This is a genomic window from Burkholderia sp. RF4-BP95 (genome assembly GCF_001521985.1).
Lineage (GTDB): Bacteria > Pseudomonadota > Gammaproteobacteria > Burkholderiales > Burkholderiaceae > Burkholderia > Burkholderia diffusa.
Genome location: NZ_LOSX01000034.1, coordinates 71,968 through 95,274, shown reverse-complemented (window position 1 = coordinate 95,274; position 23,307 = coordinate 71,968). Strand labels below are relative to the sequence as shown.

19 protein-coding genes are annotated in these 23,307 nt (G+C 65.8%); 14 read left to right on the top strand and 5 right to left on the bottom strand.

Going from position 1 to position 23,307, the window contains the following annotated elements:
- Window positions 1–164: 164 nt before the first annotated feature.
- The 3 genes from folD to fixL form a co-directional block, all read right to left on the bottom strand.
- A complete protein-coding gene (gene folD / locus WS46_RS14755) occupies window positions 165–1,022 on the bottom strand; it encodes a bifunctional methylenetetrahydrofolate dehydrogenase/methenyltetrahydrofolate cyclohydrolase FolD (RefSeq protein WP_059464202.1) in 858 nt (285 codons plus the stop codon).
- Between the two features lie 244 nt (window positions 1,023–1,266).
- Entirely contained in the window at window positions 1,267–1,905 is a 639-nt protein-coding gene (gene fixJ, locus WS46_RS14750; protein WP_006493245.1) for an oxygen response regulator transcription factor FixJ, read from the bottom strand.
- Window positions 1,902–4,418 (bottom strand): oxygen sensor histidine kinase FixL, encoded by a 2,517-nt coding sequence (gene fixL, locus WS46_RS14745; RefSeq protein WP_059464201.1) that lies wholly within the window; start codon window positions 4,416–4,418, stop codon window positions 1,902–1,904. Before fixL ends, fixJ begins: the two co-directional genes overlap by 4 nt.
- A gap of 273 nt (window positions 4,419–4,691) precedes the next feature.
- On the opposite strand from fixL, the gene aceE reads away from it, so the two are divergent.
- From aceE to lpdA, 3 genes are all read left to right on the top strand, one after another.
- Window positions 4,692–7,388 (top strand): pyruvate dehydrogenase (acetyl-transferring), homodimeric type, encoded by a 2,697-nt coding sequence (gene aceE / locus WS46_RS14740; protein ID WP_059535874.1) that lies wholly within the window; start codon window positions 4,692–4,694, stop codon window positions 7,386–7,388.
- Between the two features lie 70 nt (window positions 7,389–7,458).
- Complete coding sequence (gene aceF, locus WS46_RS14735; protein WP_059535872.1) at window positions 7,459–9,105, top strand: dihydrolipoyllysine-residue acetyltransferase; 1,647 nt, start codon at window positions 7,459–7,461, stop codon at window positions 9,103–9,105.
- Between the two features lie 272 nt (window positions 9,106–9,377).
- Complete coding sequence (gene lpdA / locus WS46_RS14730; RefSeq protein WP_059690953.1) at window positions 9,378–11,147, top strand: dihydrolipoyl dehydrogenase; 1,770 nt, start codon at window positions 9,378–9,380, stop codon at window positions 11,145–11,147.
- 196 nt (window positions 11,148–11,343) lie between these two features.
- On the opposite strand, the gene WS46_RS14725 is transcribed toward lpdA, so the two are convergent.
- A complete protein-coding gene (locus WS46_RS14725) occupies window positions 11,344–11,910 on the bottom strand; it encodes a phasin family protein (RefSeq protein WP_059450463.1) in 567 nt (188 codons plus the stop codon).
- A gap of 653 nt (window positions 11,911–12,563) precedes the next feature.
- Between WS46_RS14725 and pbpG the strand changes: the two genes are divergently transcribed.
- Window positions 12,564–13,715 (top strand): D-alanyl-D-alanine endopeptidase, encoded by a 1,152-nt coding sequence (pbpG, locus tag WS46_RS14720; protein ID WP_059535869.1) that lies wholly within the window; start codon window positions 12,564–12,566, stop codon window positions 13,713–13,715.
- Window positions 13,716–13,816: 101 nt separating this feature from the next.
- Here pbpG and WS46_RS14715 read toward each other — a convergent pair whose 3' ends face one another.
- Complete coding sequence (locus tag WS46_RS14715) at window positions 13,817–14,626, bottom strand: IclR family transcriptional regulator (protein WP_059535866.1); 810 nt, start codon at window positions 14,624–14,626, stop codon at window positions 13,817–13,819.
- A gap of 183 nt (window positions 14,627–14,809) precedes the next feature.
- Here WS46_RS14715 and WS46_RS14710 point away from each other — a divergent pair, with 183 nt between their 5' ends.
- The 10 genes from WS46_RS14710 (at window position 14,810) to hscA (ending at window position 23,273) form a co-directional block, all read left to right on the top strand.
- Window positions 14,810–15,532, top strand: a complete 723-nt coding sequence (locus WS46_RS14710; protein ID WP_059690952.1) for a (Fe-S)-binding protein — start codon at window positions 14,810–14,812, stop codon at window positions 15,530–15,532.
- A 34-nt stretch (window positions 15,533–15,566) separates the two neighbouring features.
- Window positions 15,567–16,979 (top strand): lactate utilization protein B, encoded by a 1,413-nt coding sequence (locus WS46_RS14705; RefSeq protein ID WP_059690951.1) that lies wholly within the window; start codon window positions 15,567–15,569, stop codon window positions 16,977–16,979.
- A gap of 127 nt (window positions 16,980–17,106) precedes the next feature.
- Complete coding sequence (locus tag WS46_RS14700; protein WP_059535859.1) at window positions 17,107–17,334, top strand: hypothetical protein; 228 nt, start codon at window positions 17,107–17,109, stop codon at window positions 17,332–17,334.
- A 101-nt stretch (window positions 17,335–17,435) separates the two neighbouring features.
- On the top strand, window positions 17,436–17,918 hold the full coding sequence (locus WS46_RS14695) for a low molecular weight protein-tyrosine-phosphatase (RefSeq protein WP_059690950.1): 483 nt from the start codon (window positions 17,436–17,438) through the stop codon (window positions 17,916–17,918).
- A gap of 119 nt (window positions 17,919–18,037) precedes the next feature.
- A complete protein-coding gene (gene iscR / locus WS46_RS14690; RefSeq protein WP_009691731.1) occupies window positions 18,038–18,577 on the top strand; it encodes a Fe-S cluster assembly transcriptional regulator IscR in 540 nt (179 codons plus the stop codon).
- Window positions 18,578–18,640: 63 nt separating this feature from the next.
- Window positions 18,641–19,864, top strand: coding sequence for an IscS subfamily cysteine desulfurase (locus WS46_RS14685; protein WP_059690949.1), 1,224 nt, complete (start codon window positions 18,641–18,643; stop codon window positions 19,862–19,864).
- A 68-nt stretch (window positions 19,865–19,932) separates the two neighbouring features.
- Window positions 19,933–20,340 carry a Fe-S cluster assembly scaffold IscU gene (gene iscU / locus WS46_RS14680; protein WP_009691729.1) on the top strand — a complete coding sequence of 136 codons (408 nt, stop codon included), beginning with the start codon at window positions 19,933–19,935 and terminating at the stop codon, window positions 20,338–20,340.
- Window positions 20,341–20,404: 64 nt separating this feature from the next.
- Complete coding sequence (gene iscA, locus WS46_RS14675; RefSeq protein WP_011885413.1) at window positions 20,405–20,728, top strand: iron-sulfur cluster assembly protein IscA; 324 nt, start codon at window positions 20,405–20,407, stop codon at window positions 20,726–20,728.
- Window positions 20,729–20,822: 94 nt separating this feature from the next.
- On the top strand, window positions 20,823–21,350 hold the full coding sequence (gene hscB / locus WS46_RS14670; protein ID WP_034176899.1) for a Fe-S protein assembly co-chaperone HscB: 528 nt from the start codon (window positions 20,823–20,825) through the stop codon (window positions 21,348–21,350).
- A gap of 54 nt (window positions 21,351–21,404) precedes the next feature.
- Window positions 21,405–23,273: a Fe-S protein assembly chaperone HscA gene (gene hscA / locus WS46_RS14665; protein ID WP_059690948.1), complete on the top strand. Its 1,869-nt coding sequence runs from the start codon at window positions 21,405–21,407 to the stop codon at window positions 23,271–23,273.
- The last annotated feature ends 34 nt before the right edge of the window (window positions 23,274–23,307 follow it).

The following is a 23,307-nucleotide window of genomic DNA, read 5'->3' as shown; positions in this document are numbered from 1 at the left end:
CGCGCGCTTTCCAATCGTTAGTTTCTAACGACGCGATTGGTTGCGCTCGGTGCGGGGTCGGATACGGGGGAGTGTGGTGCAACGGCGCGGCCGCGACGGCGGCCGGCCAGACGCCGGCGCACGAATGCGCGCCGGCTGGGCGGGCAGGGGCGATCGCGTTGCGATCAGGCGGCCGCGGCGGCGCGCTCGGCGGCTTCGATCGTGTTGATCAGCAGCATCGTGATGGTCATCGGGCCGACACCGCCCGGCACCGGCGTGATGTGACCGGCGACTTCCTTCACGCCGGCGAAATCGACGTCGCCGCACAGCTTGCCCGCGTCGTCGCGGTTCATGCCGACGTCGATCACCGTCGCGCCGGGCTTGACCATGTCGGCCGTCAGGATGTTGCGCTTGCCGACCGCGGCGACCACGACGTCGGCCTGACGCGTGTGCGCGGCGAGGTCGCGGGTCTTGCTGTGGCAGATCGTCACGGTCGCGCCGGCCTCGAGCAGCAGCATCGCCATCGGCTTGCCGACGATGTTCGAGCGGCCGATCACGACGGCGTTCGCGCCTTGCAGCGGGATGTCATGTGCTTCGAACATCTTCATCACGCCGTACGGCGTGCACGGGCGGAATAGCGGCTTGCCCGTCATCAGCGCGCCGGCGTTCGCGACGTGGAAGCCGTCGACGTCCTTCTCCGGCGCGATCGCCTCGATCACCTTGTGGCTGTCGATGTGCTTCGGCAGCGGCAGCTGGACCAGGATGCCGTGGATCTTCGGGTCGCGATTCAGTTCGTCGATGCGCGCCAGCAGGTCGGCTTCCGACAGCGTGTCCGGGTACGCATCCTTCAGCGAGAAGAAACCGTTGTCCTCGCACGCCTTGATCTTGTTGCGCACGTAGACTTCGCTCGCCGGGTTGGCGCCGACGAGGATCACCGCGAGACCGGGCTGGTGGCCGCGTGCGGTCAGGGCGGCGGCGCGTTCGGCGGCCTGCGCGCGCAAGGTCTTCGAGAGGGCGTTGCCGTCGATGAGGAGGGCTGTCATGGTGGTGGTCCTGCCGGGAAGTTGGAATGCGGGCGTGCGGCGCGCGAAGCGCCGCAGCAAAACACGCAATTATACCGGTCGCCTGCCGTCGTCCGACAGCGAATATCGGGAAAGCGTCATGGCGGCGGTGCCGGCGCGCCGGGCGGAAGCGCCGGGCCGCGCCGCGCGAGTGGGCCGCATCGCGCGGCGCGGCAGGGCGACGGTGCGGCCGGCCGGGCAGGTGCCCCGCGGCCGCGCGCGACGTTCAGGCCTGTTTCTTCGACAGCGCGAGGCGCAGCAGATCGGCGACCGTGTTGACGTTGAGCTTTTCCATGATGTTCGCGCGGTGCGCTTCGACCGTCTTGATGCTGATCCCGAGATCGTCGGCGATCTGCTTGTTCAGGCGGCCGGCGATGATCCGCTCGAGAACCTGCTGCTCGCGCGCGGTCAGCTTCGACAGGCGCTCGCTCGCGGCGCGCTGTTCCTGGACGCTCTTGCTTTCGCTTCGGGCCTTGTCGAGCATCCGCTCGACGAGCTTGCGCAGCTCGGCCTCGTCGAACGGTTTCTCGATAAAGTCCATCGCACCCTTTTTCATCGTCGACACCGCCATCGGCACGTCGCCGTGGCCCGTGACGAAGATGATCGGCAGCGCGGCGTTGTCCGCGATCAGGCGTTCCTGCAGTTCGAGGCCGCTCATGCCCGACATCCGCACGTCGAGGATCAGGCAGGCGATCTGGCCGGCCTGCTGCGCCGGCTGATAGGCATCGAGGAACTGCTCGGCGCTCGAGAAGCATTGCACGCGATAGCCGTTCGCCTCCAGCAGCCAGCGCAGCGAGTCCCGTACGGCCTCGTCGTCGTCGACGACGAAGACAGTTTCCTGAGTGGTGGTGACAGGGCTATTCATAGTTCTCCCGTAACGGTATGTGATGCCGATGCCTCGCGCCCCCCTTGGCCGAGATCAGCGGGTTCCCCAATGGGCAGGCTGCAGTGGAATGTCGCGCCGGAAATGCGGCCGTCCGGTTCGACATTGTTGACCACCCACAGACGCCCCCGATGCGATTCGATGATCGAACGGCAGATGTTCAGCCCCATGCCCATGCCGTCGGACTTGGTGCTGTAAAACGGTTCGAACAGGCGTTCGGCGGTCGCTTCGTCCACGCCCGGACCCTGGTCGATCACGCGGATGTCGACGAAACCCGCGTCGATGTCGGCGACGACGCGGATCACGCCGTCCGCCGACGCCGGCTTCACGTCGGCCATCGCCTCGGCCGCGTTCTTCATCAGGTTAACGAGCACCTGCTCGATCAGCACGGGGTCGACATAAATAATAGGCATTCTTGCGAGGATTTCCGTGACGATCCGGATCCTGCGCTTCCTGGCCTCGATTTCGGCGAGCCCGACCGCGTCGGCGACGATGTCCGCGACCCGCGCCGGCTGGCGCTTCGGCTCGCTGCGCTTCACGAATTCGCGGATCCGCTTGACGATCATCCCCGCGCGCAGCGCCTGCTGCGCGGTCTTTTCCAGCGCGGGCTGCAGCGTCTCGGGCGTGCCGCGGCCGCTCTTCACGAGCGCGAGCGTGCCCGAGCAGTAGTTGTTGATCGCGGCGAGCGGCTGGTTCAATTCGTGAGCAATCGACGACGCCATTTCGCCCATCGTCATCAATCGGCTCGTGAATTGCAGCTTCTCTTCCTGCTGGTGCGCGAGTTCCTGCGCCTTCTTGCGGGTCGTGATGTCGGTCGCGATCTGCATCTGCGCGAGGTGGCCGTCCACCCACTGGATGTACTGACGGCGCACCTCGAACCACTTCTGGATGCTCTCGACGTACACCTCCTGCGCGTCGGCCGTGCTGCTCGTCAGCGCGGCGGCCGGCAGGCCCGCGAACGCGTCGACCATGTCGATCGAGTCGGACGACGCCTGCGCGCGGTCGAAGCCGCCGCCGGACAGCTCCAGATGGCCGTCCGGGCGGATCCCGAACAGATGGCGGTAGTAGCGGTTCGCGAACAGCAGCTCGGCTTCGTCGGCGGCGAGCACCGACACGGCGGCGTCGAGGCTTTCGAGCACCGTCGTGAAGCGCTCGTGCGCGGCCGCGAGTTCCTCTCGCGCGCGCTTCGGCTCGGTGATGTCGGTCATCGACGACATCCAGCCGGTCTGGCGGCCCGAGCTGTCGATCAGCGGCGACACGTAGAGGCGCGCATGAAACAGCGTGCCGTTCTTGCGCCGCACGCGCAGCTCGAAGCCCGAGCTCGGCGCCTTGCCGCGCAGCGTCATGTCGAGCTGGCGCTGCATTTCCGGGTAGGCGTCGCGCGGCCAGTACGGGAACGGCGCGACCTTGCCGACGAGGTCGGTCTCGTCCCAGCCCGTCATCCGGCAGAACGCGGGGTTCACGTGCGTGATGCGGCCGTGCATGTCGAGCACGCGCATGCCGATCAGCACCGAGTTTTCCATCGCGCGACGGAAGAATGCTTCCGCGTACAGCGCCTGCTGCGCCTCGAAGCGCTGGCGCGTGTGCTTCCACAGGCTCCAGAGGCTCCACAGCACGAAGCACGACAGGCCGGCGACCAGCCACACGAGCGTGTTGTTGGTCAGGTTCGTGAGCTGCGGGAATGCGTACACGCGCACGGTCAGCCCCTGGCCGGGCGGATCGAGCGGCAGGTCGTAGTGGGAGTCGCGCGGCAGGCGCGGGCGCGTCGACGTGGACGACAGCTCGCGGTTGTTCGAGTCGGTGATCGAGATCTTGTACTTCGACGACAGCTCCTGCGGGATGTCGTGCTTCAGGATCCCTTCGACCGAGAACACCGCGGCGATCGAGCCGAGATATTCGCGGTCGCCGCGCATCACGGGCGTCTGCAGCGTGATGAAGCCGTTGCCGAAGTCGTCGTAGATCAGCGGCGAATAGGCCTGGCGGCGCGTGCTGCGCGCCTCGTCGTACGCGCCGCGCACGGCATCCTGCATCTGCGCGTCGCCGGGCTTCGCGAGCCGCTGGCCGAGCAGCGGCGGGTGCACGGTCGGCCAGCGCTGCACGCCGGGCGCGGTGTACCAGTTCAGATAGAGGATTTCCGGATGCGTCTGCATCACGTCCGCGACCGCCATCTGGAATGCATTCTGGTCGAGGCGGCCGGACGCGAGATCGCGCGACAGCGCCTGCAGCTGCTCCTGCGCGCCCGTCATCGACAGGCGGATCTGCTGCTGCGCCCACGCGACGTTACGGAACAGGGTGTCTTCCTGCTGCTGCTGTTCGCGGCGATTGAGGCTCCATAGAATCAGGCTCATCACCACGAGGAACACGAGGATCGACAGCAGCGGCGTCAGCAAATAGGAGTTGGACCACCACGGTCCGTGGTGCCAGCGGGACGGCTGCGACTCCGCCGGCGGGCCCGACGGTCGCGCCGAGCGTGCGAAAAGCCGATCGGTCAACATGGCAGGATTGTAGCGCAGCGCAATACATGGAAAACCCATACCGGATATGTTGAACGGAAACGGATTTGTGCTCGCGGCGCGTGCCGGAGAGGCCCGATACGAGGGTGCAGCGCAGCAATATTCCGCATTGCGAGAAAAGATCTCACAATTCGAAAATTTTGTTGCGCGTGGCCGTACACGATCATTACAATCCGTCGGAGCTTGCCCGCAGCCGGCCGCGTCGCGTCGTCTGCACGAGAGCGATCCTCACATTCCAGGACCCAGGAGACGAGAATGTCCGCTGTACCGAACGAAGTGATGAAATATGTCGCCGCCGATCGTGACGACGACCCGCAAGAAACCGTTGAATGGCTCGAGTCGCTCGACGGCGTGATCTCCTCCGTGGGCACCGGCCGCGCGCACTACCTGATCGAAAAGCAGATCGAATTCGCCCGCATGCACGGCGAACACCTGCCGTTCTCCGCCAACACCCCGTACATCAACACGATCCCGGTCGAAGCCCAGGCGAAGATTCCGGGCGATCAGGACGTCGAGCACCGCATCCGTTCGTACACGCGCTGGAACGCGCTGGCGATGGTGCTGCGCGCAGGCAAGGACACGAACGTCGGCGGCCACATCGCGTCGTTCGCATCGGCCGCGACGCTCTATGACGTCGGCTACAACCACTTCTGGCACGCGGCGTCGGACCAGCACGGCGGCGATCTCGTGTTCGTGCAGGGCCACTCGTCGCCGGGCGTGTACTCGCGCGCGTTCCTGCTCGGCCGCCTGTCGGAAGAGCAGCTCGACAGCTTCCGCCAGGAAGTCGACGGCAAGGGCATCTCGTCGTACCCGCACCCGTGGCTGATGCCGGACTTCTGGCAGTTCCCGACCGTGTCGATGGGTCTCGGCCCGATCATGGCGATCTACCAGGCACGCTTCATGAAGTACCTGGAATCGCGCGGCATCGCGAAGACCGCCGGCCGCAAGGTCTGGGCGTTCCTCGGCGACGGCGAGACGGACGAGCCGGAATCGCTCGGCGCGATCGGCATGGCGAGCCGCGAGAAGCTCGACAACCTCGTGTTCGTGATCAACTGCAACCTGCAGCGTCTCGACGGCCCGGTGCGCGGCAACGGCAAGATCATCCAGGAACTGGAATCGGAATTCCGCGGCGCCGGCTGGAACGTGATCAAGGTCATCTGGGGCAGCCGCTGGGATGCGCTGTTCGCACGCGACAAGACGGGCGCGCTGATGCGCCGCATGATGGAAGTCGTCGACGGCGAATACCAGACGTACAAGTCGGAGTCGGGCGCGTTCGTACGCGAGCACTTCTTCAACACGCCTGAACTGAAGGCGCTCGTCGCCGACTGGTCGGACGACGACATCTGGGCGCTGAACCGTGGCGGCCACGATCCGCACAAGATCTACGCGGCATTCCACGAAGCGACCAACACGAAGGGCGCGCCGACCGTCATCCTCGCGAAGACCATCAAGGGCTACGGGATGGGCGAGTCGGGCCAGGCGATGAACATCACGCACCAGCAGAAGAAGCTGCCGGTCGAGCAACTGAAGAAGTTCCGTGACCAGTTCCGCCTGCCGATCACCGACGAGCAGATCGCCGACGTGCCGTACCTGAAGTTCGAGGAAGGTTCGAAGGAACTCGAATACATGCGCCAGAAGCGCATGGACCTCGGCGGCTACCTGCCGCATCGCCGCGAGAAGGCGACGTCGCTGCCGGTGCCGGCGCTCGACGCATTCGAGCCGCTGCTGAAGGGCACGGGCGAAGGCCGCGAGATCTCGACGACGATGGCGTTCGTGCGGATCCTGAACATCCTGCTGAAGGACAAGGCGCTGGGCAAGCGCGTCGTGCCGATCGTCCCGGACGAATCGCGTACGTTCGGCATGGAAGGCCTGTTCCGCCAGATCGGTATCTGGAACCAGGAAGGCCAGAAGTACGTGCCGGAAGATTCCGACCAGCTGATGTTCTACAAGGAATCGGAAACCGGCCAGATCCTGCAGGAAGGCATCAACGAAGCGGGCGGCATGTGCGACTGGATCGCGGCGGCGACGTCGTATTCGACGCACGGCGAGATCATGGTGCCGTTCTACATCTTCTATTCGATGTTCGGCTTCCAGCGGATCGGCGACCTGGCATGGGCGGCGGGCGACATGCGCTCGCGCGGCTTCCTGCTCGGCGGCACCGCGGGCCGCACGACGCTGAACGGCGAAGGCCTGCAGCACGAAGACGGTCACTCGCTCCTGTGGGCGGCATCGGTGCCGAACTGCGTGAGCTACGACCCGACGTTCGGCTACGAACTCGCGGTGATCATCCAGGACGGTCTGCGCCGCATGGTGCAGGACCAGGAAGACGTGTACTACTACATCACGGTGATGAACGAGAACTACGAGCACCCGGCGATTCCGCAGGGCGAGCACGTGGCGGCCGACATCATCAAGGGCATGTACGCGTTCAAGAAGGCGGACGCCGACCAGAAGGCGCCGCGCGTGCAGCTGCTCGGCGCGGGCACGATCTTCAACGAAGTGATCGCCGCCGCCGACCTGCTGAAGAACGACTGGGGCGTCGCGGCCGACCTGTGGAGCGTACCGAGCTTCACCGAACTCGCGCGTGAAGGTCACGAAATCGAGCGCTGGAATCTGCTCCATCCGACCGAGGAGCGTCGCCTGTCGCACGTGCAGAAGTGCCTGAAGGACACGCAAGGCCCGGTCATCGCATCGACCGACTACGTGCGCGCGCTGGTCGACCAGATCCGCGGCCAGATCGATCGCCGCTTCGTCGTGCTGGGCACGGACGGCTTCGGTCGTTCGGACACCCGCGAGAAGCTGCGTCACTTCTTCGAAGTCGACCGTCACTGGGTCACCGTCGCCGCGCTGAACGCGCTGGCCGACGAAGGCACGATCGAGCGCAAGGTGGTCGCGGACGCGATTGCCAAGTACAACCTCGATCCGTCGAAGCCCAACCCGATGACCGTTTAACGCACACGCGCCGTGTGATGCCGCGCGCCGCTTCCGGGAGGGGCGCGCGCGGCCATGGAGACACAAAAAGATGAGTCAAGCGATCGAAGTGAAGGTGCCGGATATCGGCGATTACAAGGACGTGCCCGTCATCGAGGTGCTCGTGAAGGTGGGCGACACGGTCGAGCCCGAGCAGTCGCTCGTCACGCTCGAGTCGGACAAGGCGACGATGGACGTCCCGAGCCCGGCAGCCGGCACGGTCAAGGAAGTGAAGATCAAGGTGGGCGATTCCGTATCGGAAGGCTCGCTGATCATCCTGCTCGAAGGCGGCGCCGCGGCGCAGGTGAACGGCGCGGCCGCGCCGGCAGCAGCGCCGGCTCCGGCGGCAGCTCCGGCACCGGCCGCAGCCGCGCCGGCTGCCGCTCCCGCTGCGTCGGGCGGCACGCTCGAGGTGAAGGTCCCCGACATCGGCGACTACAAGGACGTCCCGGTGATCGAGATCGGCGTGAAGGTCGGTGACACGGTCGAGAAGGAGCAGTCGCTCGTCACGCTCGAATCGGACAAGGCGACGATGGACGTGCCGAGCCCGGCCGCCGGCGTCGTGAAGGAAATCAAGGTCAAGGTGGGCGATTCGGTGTCGGAAGGCACGCTGATCGTGCTGCTCGACGCCGCCGGCGCCGCGCCGGCCGCCGCGCCGCAAGCGAGCGCACCGGCACCGGCCGCTGCCGCGCCGGCACCCGCCGCCGCACCGGCCCCCGCGAAGGCCGCGCCGGCTCCGGCTGCTGCCGCGCCGGCCGCTGCACCGTCGGGCGAGTATCGCGCGAGCCACGCATCGCCGTCCGTGCGCAAGTTCGCGCGCGAACTCGGCGTCGAAGTCGCACGCGTGCAGGGTAGCGGTCCGAAGGGCCGTATCACGAAGGACGACATCACGGGCTTCGTGAAGGGCGTGATGACGGGCCAGCGCGCAGCGCCGGGCGCGGCAGCCGCGCCGGCAGGCGGCGGCGAGCTGAACCTGCTGCCGTGGCCGAAGGTCGACTTCGCGAAGTTCGGCCCGTTCGAGGCGAAGCCGCTGTCACGCATCAAGAAGATCTCGGGCGCGAACCTGCATCGCAACTGGGTGATGATCCCGCACGTCACGAACAACGACGAAGCGGACATCACCGAGCTCGAAGCGCTGCGCGTGCAGCTGAACAAGGAGCACGAGAAGGCCGGCGTGAAGTTCACGATGCTCGCATTCGTGATCAAGGCGGTCGTCGCCGCGCTCAAGAAATTCCCGACCTTCAACGCGAGCCTCGACGGCGACAACCTGGTGTTCAAGCAGTACTACCACATCGGTTTCGCCGCGGACACGCCGAACGGTCTCGTCGTGCCGGTGATCCGCGACGCGGACAAGAAGGGCCTCGTCGACATCGCGAAGGAAATGGCCGAGCTGTCGAAGGCCGCGCGCGACGGCAAGCTGAAGCCGGACCAGATGCAGGGCGGCTGCTTCTCGATCTCGTCGCTCGGCGGCATCGGCGGCACCAACTTCACGCCGATCATCAACGCGCCGGAAGTCGCGATCCTCGGGTTGTCGCGCGGTCAGATGAAGCCGGTGTGGGACGGCAAGCAGTTCGTGCCGCGTCTGACGCTGCCGCTGTCGCTGTCGTATGACCATCGTGTCATCGATGGCGCGGAAGCCGCGCGGTTCAATGCGTATCTCGGTGCGTTGCTCGCCGATTTCCGTCGCATCATTCTTTGATGAGCGGGGAGCGTGCTCGCGGGGCGTGGGTTTTCTTTCGGTGATCCACGCCCTGTCGTTGAACTGGCTTTCTTGACGGTCTGCTAGCGTCGCCCCTGCGCGGGGCGGCGGTCACTTTTCTTTGTCTTCCAAAGAAAAGTAACCAAAAGAAAGGCGCGTCCTCGGGCGGACGGCAAAGGTGGTCCTGCCCAAGTGTGCGTTCTCTTGTCAGGCCGTAGTTCTTCCGCGAGCGGCTCCCTCTCTGTCTGCAGCTAATCAAGAAGGGGACAGTAATGAGTCTCATCGAAGTCAAGGTTCCGGATATCGGCGATTTCAGCGGCGTCGATGTCATCGAAGTCAACGTCAAACCCGGCGACGTGATCGAAAAAGAGCAAACGCTCATCACGCTCGAATCGGACAAGGCCTCCATGGAAGTGCCCAGCGACGTCGCCGGCACGGTCAAGGAAGTCAAGGTCAAGGCCGGCGAGAAAGTCTCGCAAGGCACGGTCATCGCCATCGTCGAAGCTTCGGCAGGCGCCGCCGCTGCGGCGAAAGCAGCCGAACCCGCGAAGGCCGCAGCACCGGCTCCGGCCGCTGCGCCCGCCGCCGCTGCGGCACCCGCGCCGCAAGCCGGCAGCTACAGCGGCTCCGCCGACATCGAGTGCGACATGCTCGTGCTCGGCGCCGGCCCCGGCGGCTACTCGGCCGCGTTCCGCGCAGCCGACCTCGGCATGAAGACGGTGCTGGTCGAACGCTACTCGACGCTCGGCGGCGTCTGCCTGAACGTCGGTTGCATTCCGTCGAAGGCGCTGCTGCACACGGCGCTCGTCGTCGAGGAAGCCGAAGCGCTCGCGGCGCACGGCATCTCGTTCGGCAAGCCGCAGGTCGATCTCGACAAGCTGCGCGACTTCAAGGGCGGCGTCGTCAAGAAGCTGACGACGGGCCTCGCCGGCATGGCGAAGGCGCGCAAGGTCGAAGTGGTCACCGGCGTCGGCGCATTCGTCGATCCGTATCACATGGAAGTGCAGGGCGAAAACGGCAAGAAGGTCGTCAAGTTCAAGCAGGCGATCATCGCCGCCGGCTCGCAGGCAGTGAAGCTGCCGTTCATGCCGGAAGACCCGCGCGTCGTCGATTCGACGGGCGCGCTCGAACTGCGTCAGCTGCCCAAGCGCATGCTCGTGATCGGCGGTGGCATCATCGGCCTCGAAATGGCGACGGTGTACTCGACGCTCGGCACCGAGATCGACGTCGTCGAAATGATGGACGGCCTGATGATGGGCGCGGACCGCGATCTCGTGAAGGTCTGGGAAAAGTACAACGCGAAGCGCTTCGGCAACGTGATGCTGAAGACCAAGACGGTCGGCGCGGAAGCGAAGGAAGACGGCATCTACGTGAAGTTCGAGGGCGAGAAGGCGCCGGCGGAAGCGCAGCGCTACGACCTCGTGCTCGTCGCGGTGGGCCGCAGCCCGAACGGCAAGAAGATCGGTGCCGACAAGGCCGGCGTCGCGGTCACCGACCGCGGCTTCATCGACGTCGACAAGCAGATGCGCACGAACGTCCCGCACATCTTCGCGATCGGCGACATCGTCGGTCAGCCGATGCTCGCGCACAAGGCCGTGCATGAAGGCCACGTCGCAGCGGAAGCCGCACACGGCGAGAAGGCGTACTTCGACGCGCTGCAGATCCCGTCGGTGGCGTACACGGATCCGGAAGTGGCCTGGGCCGGCAAGACGGAAGACCAGTGCAAGGCCGAAGGCATCAAGTACGGCAAGGCCGTGTTCCCGTGGGCCGCATCGGGCCGCGCGATCGCGAACGGCCGCGACGAAGGCTTCACGAAGCTGATCTTCGACGAGGAAACCCATCGCGTGATCGGCGGCGGTATCGTCGGTCTGAACGCCGGCGACCTGATCAGCGAAGTGTGCCTCGCCGTCGAGATGGGCGCGGACGCGGAAGACATCGGCAAGACGATCCATCCGCACCCGACGCTCGGCGAATCGGTCGGCATGGCCGCCGAGCTGTACGAAGGCGTCTGCACGGACCTGCCGCCGCAACGCAAGAAGTAACGCGACCGGCATGGCCGGCCTCGTGCCGGCCACGAAAAAACGCCGCCGCCCGGGATATCCGGACGGCGGCGTTTTCTTTTGCCCGCAGCCGACGGCAGTGCGCCAACGCGCCGGCGACGACCGAATGCCCGGATGTTCCGACGCCGGAAACGAAAAAAAGCCGCGCAGTGCGCGGCTTTTCAGGAGCAGGGGACGCTTACGCGGCCGGCTTGCTCGAACGGCGCGATGCAGCAGCGCTCGCAGCCTTCGTCGCGACAGCGGCAGCCGCGTTGAAGTTCGTTTCGGCGATCTCGACGGCTTGCTTGGCAGCCTTCTGGACCGTTTCGTACGTCGTGTTCGCTGCGTTCAGCGCCGACTTCAGGGCGGCGACAGCCGTTTCCGAACCGGCCGGGGCGTTCTTCGCGACGTTGTCGACGAGCGCCTGGACCTTCTTGTTCTGCTCTTCGAATTGCGCTTCGGCAACCTTCGCGAACTCGGCTTGCGTCGACGACGCGATTTCATACAGGTGACGGCTGTACGACAGCACCTTTTCCGCGACCGGCTGCGACAGGCTCGCTTGCAGCGCGATCAGTTCCTGCGCGTCCTTTACCGACAGCAGGCGCTGCGCGTTTTCCTGGCTTTCCGCCAGCGACGACTTCACGACCTGCAGGTTGAGTTCGATCAGCTTTTCGACGCCTTCGAACGCCTTGGTCGTCAGACCGAACAGGCTTTCGAGGTTGGCTTTCTGTGCGGCGGCGATTTGCTCGGGGGTCAGCAAGGACATGTCAAGCTCCTGAAAAGCGATCGCGTCGATCGCAGGGTAAGGGGCACTACGCTGGGGAACCACGGATGCGCGTGCTTTGTGCAACGCAGCAATGAGTCGTATTTTAGGGCAGAGAAAACGCTTGTCAAGTACTTTTTGTGCGTTGCACAATCGCGACAAATTATCGATAAAACAACGAGTTATCACGCCCGTCCGGAATCGGTTTCAGGCGTGATCCCACATGGTGCGCACCGGGCCGGGGAAGGCGCGGCGCACCATGATCATGCACAGGTAAACCTGACAGGCATGTGGAACGTTATGCTTCTGTTCCTGTCGAAAAGCGCGCCGTTTCACTGCGCGTGCCGTGGCGATGTGCCGCCGCCGCGGTCGACACCGGTGCCGCAGGCACACCGAGCGCCGGGTACGTACTTTCCCCGCTTTAATTCGTCGCCAAAGTGACGTTATCTCAATTAACCGTGTGGTAATCGGGAGACGGGTGCTGTCGGGCAGCGCATCTCATCAATTTTTTCGATGGGAGCGGGAGGGTTGATCGACTCGTCGTTGGTCAACGCTTACATTCCGGTTTAACGACGATCGGTAAGTGCCTAATATTGCTCTTTTTTTCAGCTTTAACTACACTTGCGGAAACTCCCGCCCGCTTTGTCCAGACCCCAATGAAAGCCGAATCGTTTTCACCGCGCAGATTGTTGCAGAGCATGACGCTCGGCACGGCTGTGTCGGTCGCCGTCGCCTTGCTGGCGACCGCTGCGTCCGTCGCACCCGCTGACGCCTTTGCCGCCACTGCGAAGACCCACCAGGCCGCCAAGAAAGCCGCTTCCACTTCTTCGGCGAAGAAGAAGACGGTGAAGGCCGCCTCCGCGAAATCCGCCAACGTCGCGTCGGCCGATGCGCCGAAGGCAACGCGCAAGCGCGCGACGCTCGCGTCGAACGTGCACGGCCACCGCGGTGCGGTGCGCAAGGTCGCGTTCCAGCCGCGTCGCCCGACGGTCGGTCAGGCATTCGGCCTGCACGACACGCCGGACGCGCTCGCGCTGCGCTCGAGCGTCGCGTACGTCGTCGACCAGAACACCGGCGAGCCGCTGTTCGACAAGAATTCGCACGCCGTCGTGCCGATTGCGTCGATCTCGAAGCTGATGACGGCGATGGTCGTGCTCGACGCGAAATCGCCGATGACCGACCAGCTCGAAGTCACCGACGAAGACCGCGACTACGAAAAGGGCACGGGCTCGCGCCTGTCGGTCGGCTCGGTCCTGTCGCGCGAGGACATGCTCCACATCGCGCTGATGGCGTCGGAAAACCGTGCCGCTGCCGCGCTGTCGCGCTACTACCCGGGTGGCCGTCCGGCATTCATCGCCGCGATGAACGCGAAGGCGAAGTCGCTCGGCATGAACGACACGCACTTCGAGAATTCGACGGGTCTGTCGAGCTCGAACGTGTCGAGCGCGCGCGACCTCGTCAAGATGGTCAACGCGGCGTACCAGTACCCGATGATTCGCCAGTTCTCGACCGATCGCACGTACGACGTCAATACGGGCAAGCGCAATCTGGTCTACAACAGCACGAACGCGCTGATCCGCGGCAACGGCTCGTGGGACATCGGCCTGCAGAAGACGGGCTTCATCAACGAGGCAGGCGAATGTCTCGTGATGCAGGCGACGATCCACGGCCGGCCGATGGTGATGGTGCTGCTGGATTCGTTCGGCAAGTATTCGCGTTTCGCCGACGCGGCGCGCCTGCGCAACTGGCTCGACGCCGGCGGCGGCGAGCGCCTGACGGCGGCCAACACGGCGAGCGGCGGCACCTGATCGCGCCACGGCGGTTCGCCGCCGTACCGTCGCCGCAAAGAAAAAGCCCCGCAATCGCGGGGCTTTTTTTCGTCCAGCCGCCGTGCGGCGGGCGGTGCGGGTCATGCGTGCCGTTGCAGCCCTTCGGCGTCCTTCGCGGGCTCCGGCCGATAGCCGAGCGATTCCGAAATGGTGAGGGCGGTGCGGCTCAACTGGCCGAGCCACGCGTCCTGCAGGCGATCGGCCGGTGCCGACAGCGAGAGGCCCGCGACGAGCTTGCCCGAGTCGTCGTAGATGCCGGCCGCGATACAGCGCACGCCCAGCTCCAGTTCCTCGTTGTCACGCGCGCACGATTGCTGGCGCACGAGCGTCAGTTCGCGCTCGAGCTTCGCGATGTCGGTAATGCTGTTCTGCGTATGGCCGGACAGCCCGGTGCGCGTCGCGTAGGCGCGCACGCGCGACGTTTCGTCGACCGCGAGAAACAGCTTGCCGACCGACGTCAGGTGCAGCGGCGCGCGGCCGCCGATCGCGCGGACGACCTGCATCCCCGAGCGCTCCGAATACGCGCGCTCGATATAGACGATTTCGTCGCCTTGACGTACCGACAGGTTCACGGTCTGGCCGGTCAGGCGGTGCAGTTCGCGCATCGGCATCAGCGCGGCGTCGCGTACCGACAGGCGCGCCTTCACGAGGTTGCCGAGTTCGAGCAGCCGCATGCCGAGCCGGTAGGTGCCGGGGTCGGAGCGGTCGACGAGGCGGCAGGTCACCATATCGTTGAGGATGCGGTGCGCGGTCGACGGATGCAACTCAGTGCGCTGCGCAAGCTCCTTCAGGCTGACGGGGTCGCTGTGCGCGGCGAGCGCGTCCAGCAGCCGCATCATGCGTTCGATCACCTGGATCGACGTTTTGGAATCCGGGGTGGGTTGGCTCATGTCGGGGGAGAATCGGTTGACGCATCAAGCGGTGGTTGCGTCGATTGTATCTCGTATCGTGAAAAAAGCGAACGCTGTTCGAGGAAGTCCTCGTTTCCGGCCGTGCGTGCTTGCGCGCGCGCCGGCGTTGGTCTTGCCGGCCAAACGGCGGATAATGAGAGCCGTTTTCTCGAAGGAGCGCATATGCGAGTCGGTTTGTTCGTGACCTGCCTGGTCGACCTGATGCGTCCGGAAATCGGTTTTTCCGCGCTGAAACTGATTCGCGAAGCCGGCTACGAGGTGTTCGTGCCGCCTGCGCAAACCTGCTGCGGCCAGCCGGCCTACAACTCGGGCGACCGCGCGCTCGCACGCGATCTCGCCGAAAAGACGCTGCGCGAGTTCGAGCAGTTCGACTACGTCGTCGTGCCGTCGGGCTCGTGCGGCGGCATGATCCGCACGCACTACGGCGACCTGTTCCGCGACGATCCCGAACTGATGGGGCGCTATGCGCGATTTCAGCAGAAAGTCTATGAACTGACCGATTTCCTCGCGAACGTCGCGAAGGTGACGCTCGCGCCCGGCGAATTCACGGGGCCCGTCACCTATCACGACTCGTGCTCGGGCCTGCGCGAGCTCGGCGTGAAGGCGCAGCCGCGCGCGTTGCTCGCGCAGCGCGGCGTGGCCGTCACCGAGATGAAGGACTGCGAGCACTGCTGCGGCTTCGGCGGCACGTTCGCGGTCAAGTACGGAGACATTTCGGCGGCCATCGCGGACGAGAAATGCGCGAACGTGCGCGCATCGGGCGCGGGCGCCGTCGTGCTCGGCGATCTCGGCTGCATGCTGAACATTGAAGGGCGGTTGCGCCGCACGGGCGACCGCGACACGCGCGTGCTGCACGTCGCGCAGGTGCTGGCGGGCGACGTCTGACGCCCGGTTCCGCTCACTTTTCCCCGATACCGCGATGCAAGTCCAATCGATGCATTTCAAGGCCCGTGCCGGCCAGAAGCTGGCCGACCAGCGCCTGCAGCAGAACCTGAAGAAGCTGTCGACGAAGTTCGTGTCCGCACGCGCCGACGCGATGACCGCGATCGACTTCCAGGCGACGCGCGCCGCGCTGAAGGCGCGCCGCGACCGTGCGCTGGAGAATCTCGACGTGTGGCTCGAGGCGTTCGAACGCGAGGCGACGCGGCGCGGCACGACGGTGCTGTTCGCGGAAACGACCGCCGACGCCGCGCGGCTCGTCGCCGACATCGCGCGACGCCACGACGTGAAGAAGGTCATCAAGACGAAGTCGATGGTGTCCGAGGAAATGCGCCTGAACGCGGTGCTCGCCGAGATGGGCGTGCAGTCGATCGAGACCGACCTCGGCGAATACATCCTGCAGATCAACGACAACGAGCCGCCGAGCCACATCATCGCGCCCGTCGTGCACAAGGACAAGGACGAGATTGCGGACCTGTTCGCGCGCACGCACCACCGCGAGCGGCTGACCGAGATCCCCGACATGACGCGGGAGGCGCGTGAGGTGCTGCGTCCGCATTTCCTGTCGGCCGACATGGGGGTGACGGGCGGCAACTTCGTGGTCGCCGAGACGGGGTCGGTCGCGGTCGTCACGAACGAAGGCAACGAAGGGATGTGCACGGTGATGCCGCGCGTGCATGTCGCGGTGACGGGCATCGAGAAGGTGCTGCCGACGCTCGAGGATCTGGCGACCGCGATGCGTCTGCTGCCGCGCTCGGCGACCGGGCAGAAGACCTCGAACTATTTCTCGCTGCTCACGGGGCCGCGCGGCCCCGGCGACGAGGACGGTCCGGAGCACAACTACGTGGTGCTCGTCGACGGCGGCCGCACGGGACTGATCGGCGGCCAGTTCCAGGAGATGCTGCGCTGCATCCGCTGCGGCGCATGCATGAACCACTGCCCGGTATATCAGAAGGTCGGCGGGCACGCGTACGGATGGGTCTATCCGGGCCCGATGGGCTCGGTGCTGACGCCGAGCTACGTGGGGCTCGATCGAGCGCTCGACTTGCCGCAGGCCGCGACGCTGTGCGGCGAATGCGACAGCGTGTGTCCGGCCGGGATCCCGTTGTCGCACTTGCTGCGCACGTTGCGCGAGAAACAGGTCGAGCGGCATCTGCGGCCGTGGCGCGAGCGCGCCGCGCTCGCCGCGTGGGGCTTTGTCGCGCGCCGGCCGATGCTGTACGCGCTCACGACCAAGCTCGCGGTGCGCATCCTCGAGCGGCTGGGCGGCAATGGCGGCACGCTGCGGCGCCTGCCGATGATGGGCGGCTGGATGGACACGCGCGACATGCCGACGCCGACCGGACGCACCTTCCGCGAACTGTACGCGGCATCGCAAAGCCACCTCGGCTGACGACTGTTCATCGAGCGACAACAGTGCGTTCGCTATTCATGTATTTATCTCGATAGGTGCGGTCTATAGAATCCTGCCTGTAGTCCCCGGAATCGGGTTTCGGGGCATGAGGTCAAGGAGCCGCATCATGAGAAAGACAATATCGATGTACTGGCCGCTGGCAATCGTCGTTCCGCTCGCCGCGGTCGCTTATCTGCACGCGATGGCCGACGCGCCGTCGCGTGGCCCGCTCGCCGTTCATCAGGCATCGGCCGAGCTCGCGCGCGCGGTGTCGTTCGGGCTGGTCGGCGACGCGGCGAAGCCGTTGCCGACCGTATCCGGCGACGTCGTGCTCGCCGCACCCAAGGCGCTGTAAGGCACGCCGCCGTCGCTTTGTGCGGCGGCGCGATTCCGGGCGCCTTTGTATAATGGCGCGTTCTTCTTCCGCGCGGTTCGCCGCGGCTTTTCGATAGTGCGATGACCCGCGTTGCGATCTGTTTCGTCTGTCTCGGCAACATCTGCCGTTCGCCCACGGCCGAAGGCGTGATGCGCCACCAGGTCGATGCGGCCGGGCTGGCCGACCGGATCGCGATCGACTCGGCCGGGACTGGCGACTGGCACGTCGGCGAGCCGCCCGACACGCGTGCGCAGGCGGCGGCCCGCACCCGCGGCTACGACCTGTCGGCGCTGCGGGCGCGGCAGGTGAGCGCGGTGGATTTCGAGCGGTTCGATCTGCTGCTGGCGATGGATGAAGCCAATTTCGCGGAATTGCGGCGGCGCTGCCCGCCCGAGCATCGCGACAAGGTGCGCCTCCTGATGGAATTCGCGCCGGGCGCGACCGAGACCGAAGTGGCGGATCCTTATTTCGGCGGCGCGCAGGGCTTCGAACAGGTGCTCGACCAGGTCGAGCGCGCGTGCGCGGGCCTGCTGGACACCCTCCGGAGCGGCGCCGCACGCTGATCGCGGCGGGGTGTATTCAGCGAGTTGCGAATACCCTGTCGAAGACATGGATACTTGACTAAAATCGTCAAATATTTATACTTGACCAAAATCGTCAAGATTGCAGTCCCCTAGACACCATGAGACTCACCACCAAAGGCCGTTTCGCCGTCACGGCGATGATTGACTTGGCACTGCGCCAGGAGCAGGGCCCGGTGACGCTTGCAGGCATCAGCCAGCGCCAGCGGATTTCGCTCTCGTATCTCGAACAGCTGTTCGGCAAGCTGCGCAGGCATGAAATCGTCGAATCCGTGCGCGGCCCGGGCGGCGGCTACAACCTCGCGCGCCGCGCGCAGGACGTCACCGTCGCCGACATCATCATCGCGGTCGATGAACCGCTCGACGCCACGCAGTGCGGCGGCAAAGGCACGTGCGACGGCTCGAAGCAGCCCGACGGCCATTGCATGACGCACGAGCTGTGGTCGACCCTGAACCAGAAAATGGTCGAATACCTCGATTCGGTATCGCTGCAGGATCTCGTCGATCAGCAGCGCGCACGCGAGGGCGCACCCGCGGTGCTGCGCGACCGGCGCACGCCGGAGCCCGTCGCGGCGCCGGCCGAACCGGTGCGCACGATGCCGCTCGGTCCCAATTCGGTGTTCAACATCGCGAGTTCGTGAGCGCGAACGCGCCGCACACCCCATAACGCACATAGTCCCTGCACAGAATTCCCGGAGCGACAGATGACCCAAGAGACTCTCCACCTGCCCATCTATATGGATTACAGCGCGACGACGCCGGTCGACCCGCGCGTGGTCGACAAGATGGTGCCGTATCTGCGCGAGCAGTTCGGCAACCCGGCGTCGCGCAGCCACGCATACGGCTGGGACGCGGAACGCGCGGTCGAGGAAGCGCGTGAGCAGGTGGCCGCGCTCGTGAACGCGGATCCGCGCGAGATCATCTGGACGTCCGGCGCGACGGAATCGGACAACCTCGCCATCAAGGGCGCCGCGAACTTCTACAAGGGCAAGGGCAAGCACATCGTCACGGTGAAGACCGAGCACAAGGCCGTGCTCGACACCTGCCGCGAGCTCGAGCGCGACGGCTTCGAAGTCACCTATCTCGACGTGAAGGAAGACGGCCTGATCGACCTCGACGTGTTCAAGGCCGCGCTGCGCTCGGACACGATCCTCGTGTCGGTCATGCACGTGAACAACGAGATCGGCGTGATCCAGGACATCGAGACGATCGGCGAGATCTGCCGCGAGAAGGGCATCGTGTTCCACGTCGACGCCGCACAGTCGACCGGCAAGGTCGAGATCGACCTCGCGAAGCTGAAGGTCGACCTGATGTCGTTCTCGGCGCACAAGACTTACGGTCCGAAGGGCATCGGCGCGCTGTACGTGCGCCGCAAGCCGCGCGTGCGCATCGAAGCGCAGATGCACGGCGGCGGCCACGAGCGCGGCATGCGTTCGGGCACGCTGGCGACGCACCAGATCGTCGGCATGGGCGAAGCGTTCCGCATCGCGCGTGAAGAAATGGCGACCGAGAACGAGCGCATCCGCATGCTGCGCGACAAGCTGCTGCGCGGCCTGTCGCAGATCGAGGAAACGTACGTGAACGGCGACATGGAGCACCGTGTCCCGCACAACCTGAACATCAGCTTCAACTTCGTCGAAGGCGAGTCGCTGATCATGGCGATCAAGGACGTCGCGGTGTCGTCGGGCTCGGCGTGCACGTCGGCGTCGCTGGAGCCGTCGTACGTGCTGCGTGCACTCGGCCGCAACGACGAACTCGCGCACAGCTCGATCCGCTTCACGGTCGGCCGCTTCACGACGGAGCAGGACGTCGACTTCGTGATCGCACTGCTGAACAGCAAGATCGCGAAGCTGCGCGAACTGTCGCCGCTCTGGGAAATGCACCAGGAAGGCATCGATCTGTCGACGATCGAATGGGCCGCACACTGAACACCGCATTGAATACATTCGCGGGCGGATTTGCGCACGCAGACGTAACGAGTCAAGGAGTCTGAGTCATGTCATACAGCAACAAGGTTCTGGATCACTACGAAAACCCGCGTAACGTCGGTTCGTTCGCGAAAGACGACGACGCGGTCGGCACGGGCATGGTCGGCGCGCCGGCCTGCGGCGACGTGATGAAGCTGCAGATCCGCGTCGGCGCGGACGGCGTGATCGAAGACGCGAAGTTCAAGACGTACGGCTGCGGTTCGGCGATCGCGTCGAGCTCGCTCGTGACCGAATGGGTGAAGGGCAAGACCCTCGACGAGGCGCTGTCGATCAAGAACACGCAGATCGCCGAAGAGCTGGCCCTGCCGCCGGTGAAGATTCACTGCTCGATTCTCGCGGAAGACGCGATCAAGGCAGCCGTGGCCGACTACAAGAAGCGCCACGACACGAAGGAAGGCGATCAGGCAGCGGCCTGAGCGGCATCGAGCGGCTTGTGAAGGAACGCGGCGGGCCCGGGTGGCGCGCCGCGGCAAGGACATCATGGCAATTACACTGACCGAAAAAGCAGCACAGCACGTCCAGAAATACCTCGTCCGTCGCGGCAAGGGTGTGGGCCTGCGGCTTGGCGTTCGCACGACCGGGTGCTCGGGGCTCGCGTACAAGCTCGAGTATGTCGACGAGCTGGCCCCCGAGGATCAGGTGTTCGAGAGCCATGGCGTGAAGGTCGTCGTCGACCCGAAGAGCCTCGCGTACATCGACGGCACCGAGCTCGACTTCGCACGCGAAGGCCTGAACGAAGGGTTCAAGTTCAACAACCCGAACGTGAAGGACGAGTGCGGTTGCGGCGAATCGTTCCGCGTGTGACGCGGGTATCCGCGCGATGCGGGCAAGAGGCGGCACGAGCCGCCTTTTTAATGTGCGGCGTTTGCCGCGCGACGAACCGGAATTGAACGCGACGATGGTTTCGCTGAAAGACAGCCACTTCGATCTGTTTCACCTGCCGGCGCAATTCGCGCTCGACGAGGCTGCGCTCGACAGCGCATATCGCACGGTGCAGACGCAGGTCCACCCGGACCGCTTCGCGGCGGCCGGCGACGCGCAAAAGCGCATCGCGATGCAATGGGCGACCCGTGCGAACGAAGCCTACCGCACGCTGCGCGATCCGCTGAAGCGCGCGACCTATCTGCTGTCGCTGCGCGGCGTCGATATCGGTGCCGAAAACAATACCGCGATGGAGCCCGCGTTCCTGATGCAGCAGATGGAGTGGCGCGAAGGCATCGAGGATGCCGCGGCCGCCCGCAACGTCGACGCGCTCGATGCGCTGCTCGCCGAACTGCGCGACGAAAAACGCGTGCGTCTCGAGCGCCTCGGCACGCTGCTCGACAGCGCCGCCGACCAGGCCGCCGCCGAAGCCGTGCGCCAGCTGATGTTCATCGAACGGGTCGCGTCGGAAGTGGGCGCGCAGATCGAGCGCCTCGAAACTTAACCGCGTGCCTCGCGGCACGCGCAGCAAACGGGCCGAGCGCCCGAACGAACCAAGATGGCTTTACTGCAAATTTCCGAACCGGGCATGGCGCCGGCGCCGCACCAGCGGCGACTCGCTGTCGGGATCGATCTCGGCACGACGAACTCGCTCGTCGCGGCCGTGCGCAACAGCGTGCCCGAAGTGCTGCCGGACGAGGCAGGCCGCGCGCTGTTGCCGTCGGTGGTCCGTTATCTGGAGCAGGGCGGCCGCCGCATCGGCCACGAAGCGAAGGAACAGGCCGCGACCGATCCGCGCAACACGATCGTGTCGGTCAAGCGCTTCATGGGCCGTGGCAAGGCGGAAGTCGAAGGCGCGGCGAACGCGCCTTACGAATTCGTCGATGCGCCGGGCATGGTGCAGATCCGCACGATCGACGGCGTGAAGAGCCCGGTCGAAGTATCGGCCGAGATTCTCGCGACGCTGCGCTACCGCGCGGAAGACACGCTCGGCGACGAACTGGTCGGCGCGGTGATCACGGTGCCCGCGTACTTCGACGACGCGCAGCGCCAGGCGACGAAGGACGCCGCGCGTCTTGCGGGCCTCAACGTGCTGCGTCTGCTGAACGAACCGACCGCGGCCGCGATCGCCTACGGTCTCGACAACGCGGCCGAAGGCCTCTACGCGGTGTACGACCTCGGCGGCGGCACGTTCGACCTGTCGATCCTGAAGCTGACCAAGGGCGTGTTCGAAGTGCTGGCCGCGGGCGGCGATTCCGCGCTCGGCGGCGACGATTTCGACCACGCGCTGTTCGGCCACGTGCTCGCGCAGGCCGGCATCGATGCGAAGGCGCTCGCGCCCGAGGACGTGCGCCTGCTGCTCGATCGCGTGCGCGTGCTGAAGGAAGCGCTGTCGTCCGCGCCGCAGGCGTCGCTCGACGTGACGCTGTCGAGCGGTGCCCGGATCGAGCAGACGATCTCGCACGACACGTTCGCCGCGCTCGTCGAGCCGCTCGTGCAGCGTACGCTGACGCCGACCCGCAAGGCATTGCGCGATGCGCAGGTGAGCCCGGCCGACATCAAGGGCGTCGTGCTCGTCGGCGGCGCGACGCGCATGCCGGTGATCCGCGAGGCGGTCGCGAAGCATTTCGGCCAGCCGCCGCTCGTCAATCTCGATCCGGACCAGGTCGTTGCGCTCGGCGCGGCAATCCAGGCCGACCTGCTCGCCGGCAATCGCGGCAGCGGCGACGACTGGCTGCTGCTCGACGTGATCCCGCTGTCGCTCGGCGTCGAGACGATGGGCGGCCTCGTCGAGAAGATCATTCCGCGCAATTCGACGATTCCGATCGCGCGTGCACAGGAATTCACGACCTTCAAGGACGGCCAGACCGCGATGGCGATCCACGTCGTGCAGGGCGAGCGCGAGCTCGTCGCCGACTGCCGGTCGCTCGCGCGCTTCGAGCTGCGCGGCATCCCGCCGATGACGGCCGGTGCGGCGCGCATCCGCGTGACCTACCAGGTCGATGCGGACGGGCTGCTGTCGGTGTTCGCGCGCGAGCAGCATTCGGGCGTCGAGGCGTCGGTCGTCGTGAAGCCGTCGTACGGCCTCGCCGACGACGACATCGCGAAGATGCTCGAGGACAGCTTCAAGACCGCCGAGATCGACATGCGGGCGCGCGCGCTGCGCGAAGCGCAGGTCGAGGCCGAGCGGATGATCGAGGCGACGCAGGCGGCGCTGGCGGCCGACGGCGAATTGCTCGACGACACCGAACGCACGCAGGTCGACGCGCTGGTCGCGGCGCTGCGCACGATCGCGCAGGGCGACGACACGGACGCGATCGAAACCGCGACCAAGACGCTGGCCGACGGCACCGACGAATTCGCGGCGCGCCGGATGGACAAGAGCATCAAGCGCGCACTGTCGGGCCGACGGCTCGACGAGATCTGAACGAACTGCGCGCGGGCCGGCGACGGCCTGCGCG

Coding starts and splice junctions, on each gene's coding strand:
- pbpG (WP_059535869.1), top strand. CDS start 12,564: ATGAAAGCCGAATCGTTTTCACCGCGCAGATTGTTGCAGAGCATGACG.
- WS46_RS14705 (WP_059690951.1), top strand. CDS start 15,567: ATGCAAGTCCAATCGATGCATTTCAAGGCCCGTGCCGGCCAGAAGCTG.
- WS46_RS14710 (WP_059690952.1), top strand. CDS start 14,810: ATGCGAGTCGGTTTGTTCGTGACCTGCCTGGTCGACCTGATGCGTCCG.
- WS46_RS14695 (WP_059690950.1), top strand. CDS start 17,436: ATGACCCGCGTTGCGATCTGTTTCGTCTGTCTCGGCAACATCTGCCGT.
- aceE (WP_059535874.1), top strand. CDS start 4,692: ATGTCCGCTGTACCGAACGAAGTGATGAAATATGTCGCCGCCGATCGT.
- hscA (WP_059690948.1), top strand. CDS start 21,405: ATGGCTTTACTGCAAATTTCCGAACCGGGCATGGCGCCGGCGCCGCAC.
- iscR (WP_009691731.1), top strand. CDS start 18,038: ATGAGACTCACCACCAAAGGCCGTTTCGCCGTCACGGCGATGATTGAC.
- fixL (WP_059464201.1), bottom strand. CDS start 4,418: ATGTTGACCGATCGGCTTTTCGCACGCTCGGCGCGACCGTCGGGCCCG.
- aceF (WP_059535872.1), top strand. CDS start 7,459: ATGAGTCAAGCGATCGAAGTGAAGGTGCCGGATATCGGCGATTACAAG.
- WS46_RS14685 (WP_059690949.1), top strand. CDS start 18,641: ATGACCCAAGAGACTCTCCACCTGCCCATCTATATGGATTACAGCGCG.
- WS46_RS14715 (WP_059535866.1), bottom strand. CDS start 14,626: ATGAGCCAACCCACCCCGGATTCCAAAACGTCGATCCAGGTGATCGAA.
- WS46_RS14725 (WP_059450463.1), bottom strand. CDS start 11,910: ATGTCCTTGCTGACCCCCGAGCAAATCGCCGCCGCACAGAAAGCCAAC.
- iscU (WP_009691729.1), top strand. CDS start 19,933: ATGTCATACAGCAACAAGGTTCTGGATCACTACGAAAACCCGCGTAAC.
- lpdA (WP_059690953.1), top strand. CDS start 9,378: ATGAGTCTCATCGAAGTCAAGGTTCCGGATATCGGCGATTTCAGCGGC.
- hscB (WP_034176899.1), top strand. CDS start 20,823: ATGGTTTCGCTGAAAGACAGCCACTTCGATCTGTTTCACCTGCCGGCG.
- WS46_RS14700 (WP_059535859.1), top strand. CDS start 17,107: ATGAGAAAGACAATATCGATGTACTGGCCGCTGGCAATCGTCGTTCCG.
- fixJ (WP_006493245.1), bottom strand. CDS start 1,905: ATGAATAGCCCTGTCACCACCACTCAGGAAACTGTCTTCGTCGTCGAC.
- folD (WP_059464202.1), bottom strand. CDS start 1,022: ATGACAGCCCTCCTCATCGACGGCAACGCCCTCTCGAAGACCTTGCGC.
- iscA (WP_011885413.1), top strand. CDS start 20,405: ATGGCAATTACACTGACCGAAAAAGCAGCACAGCACGTCCAGAAATAC.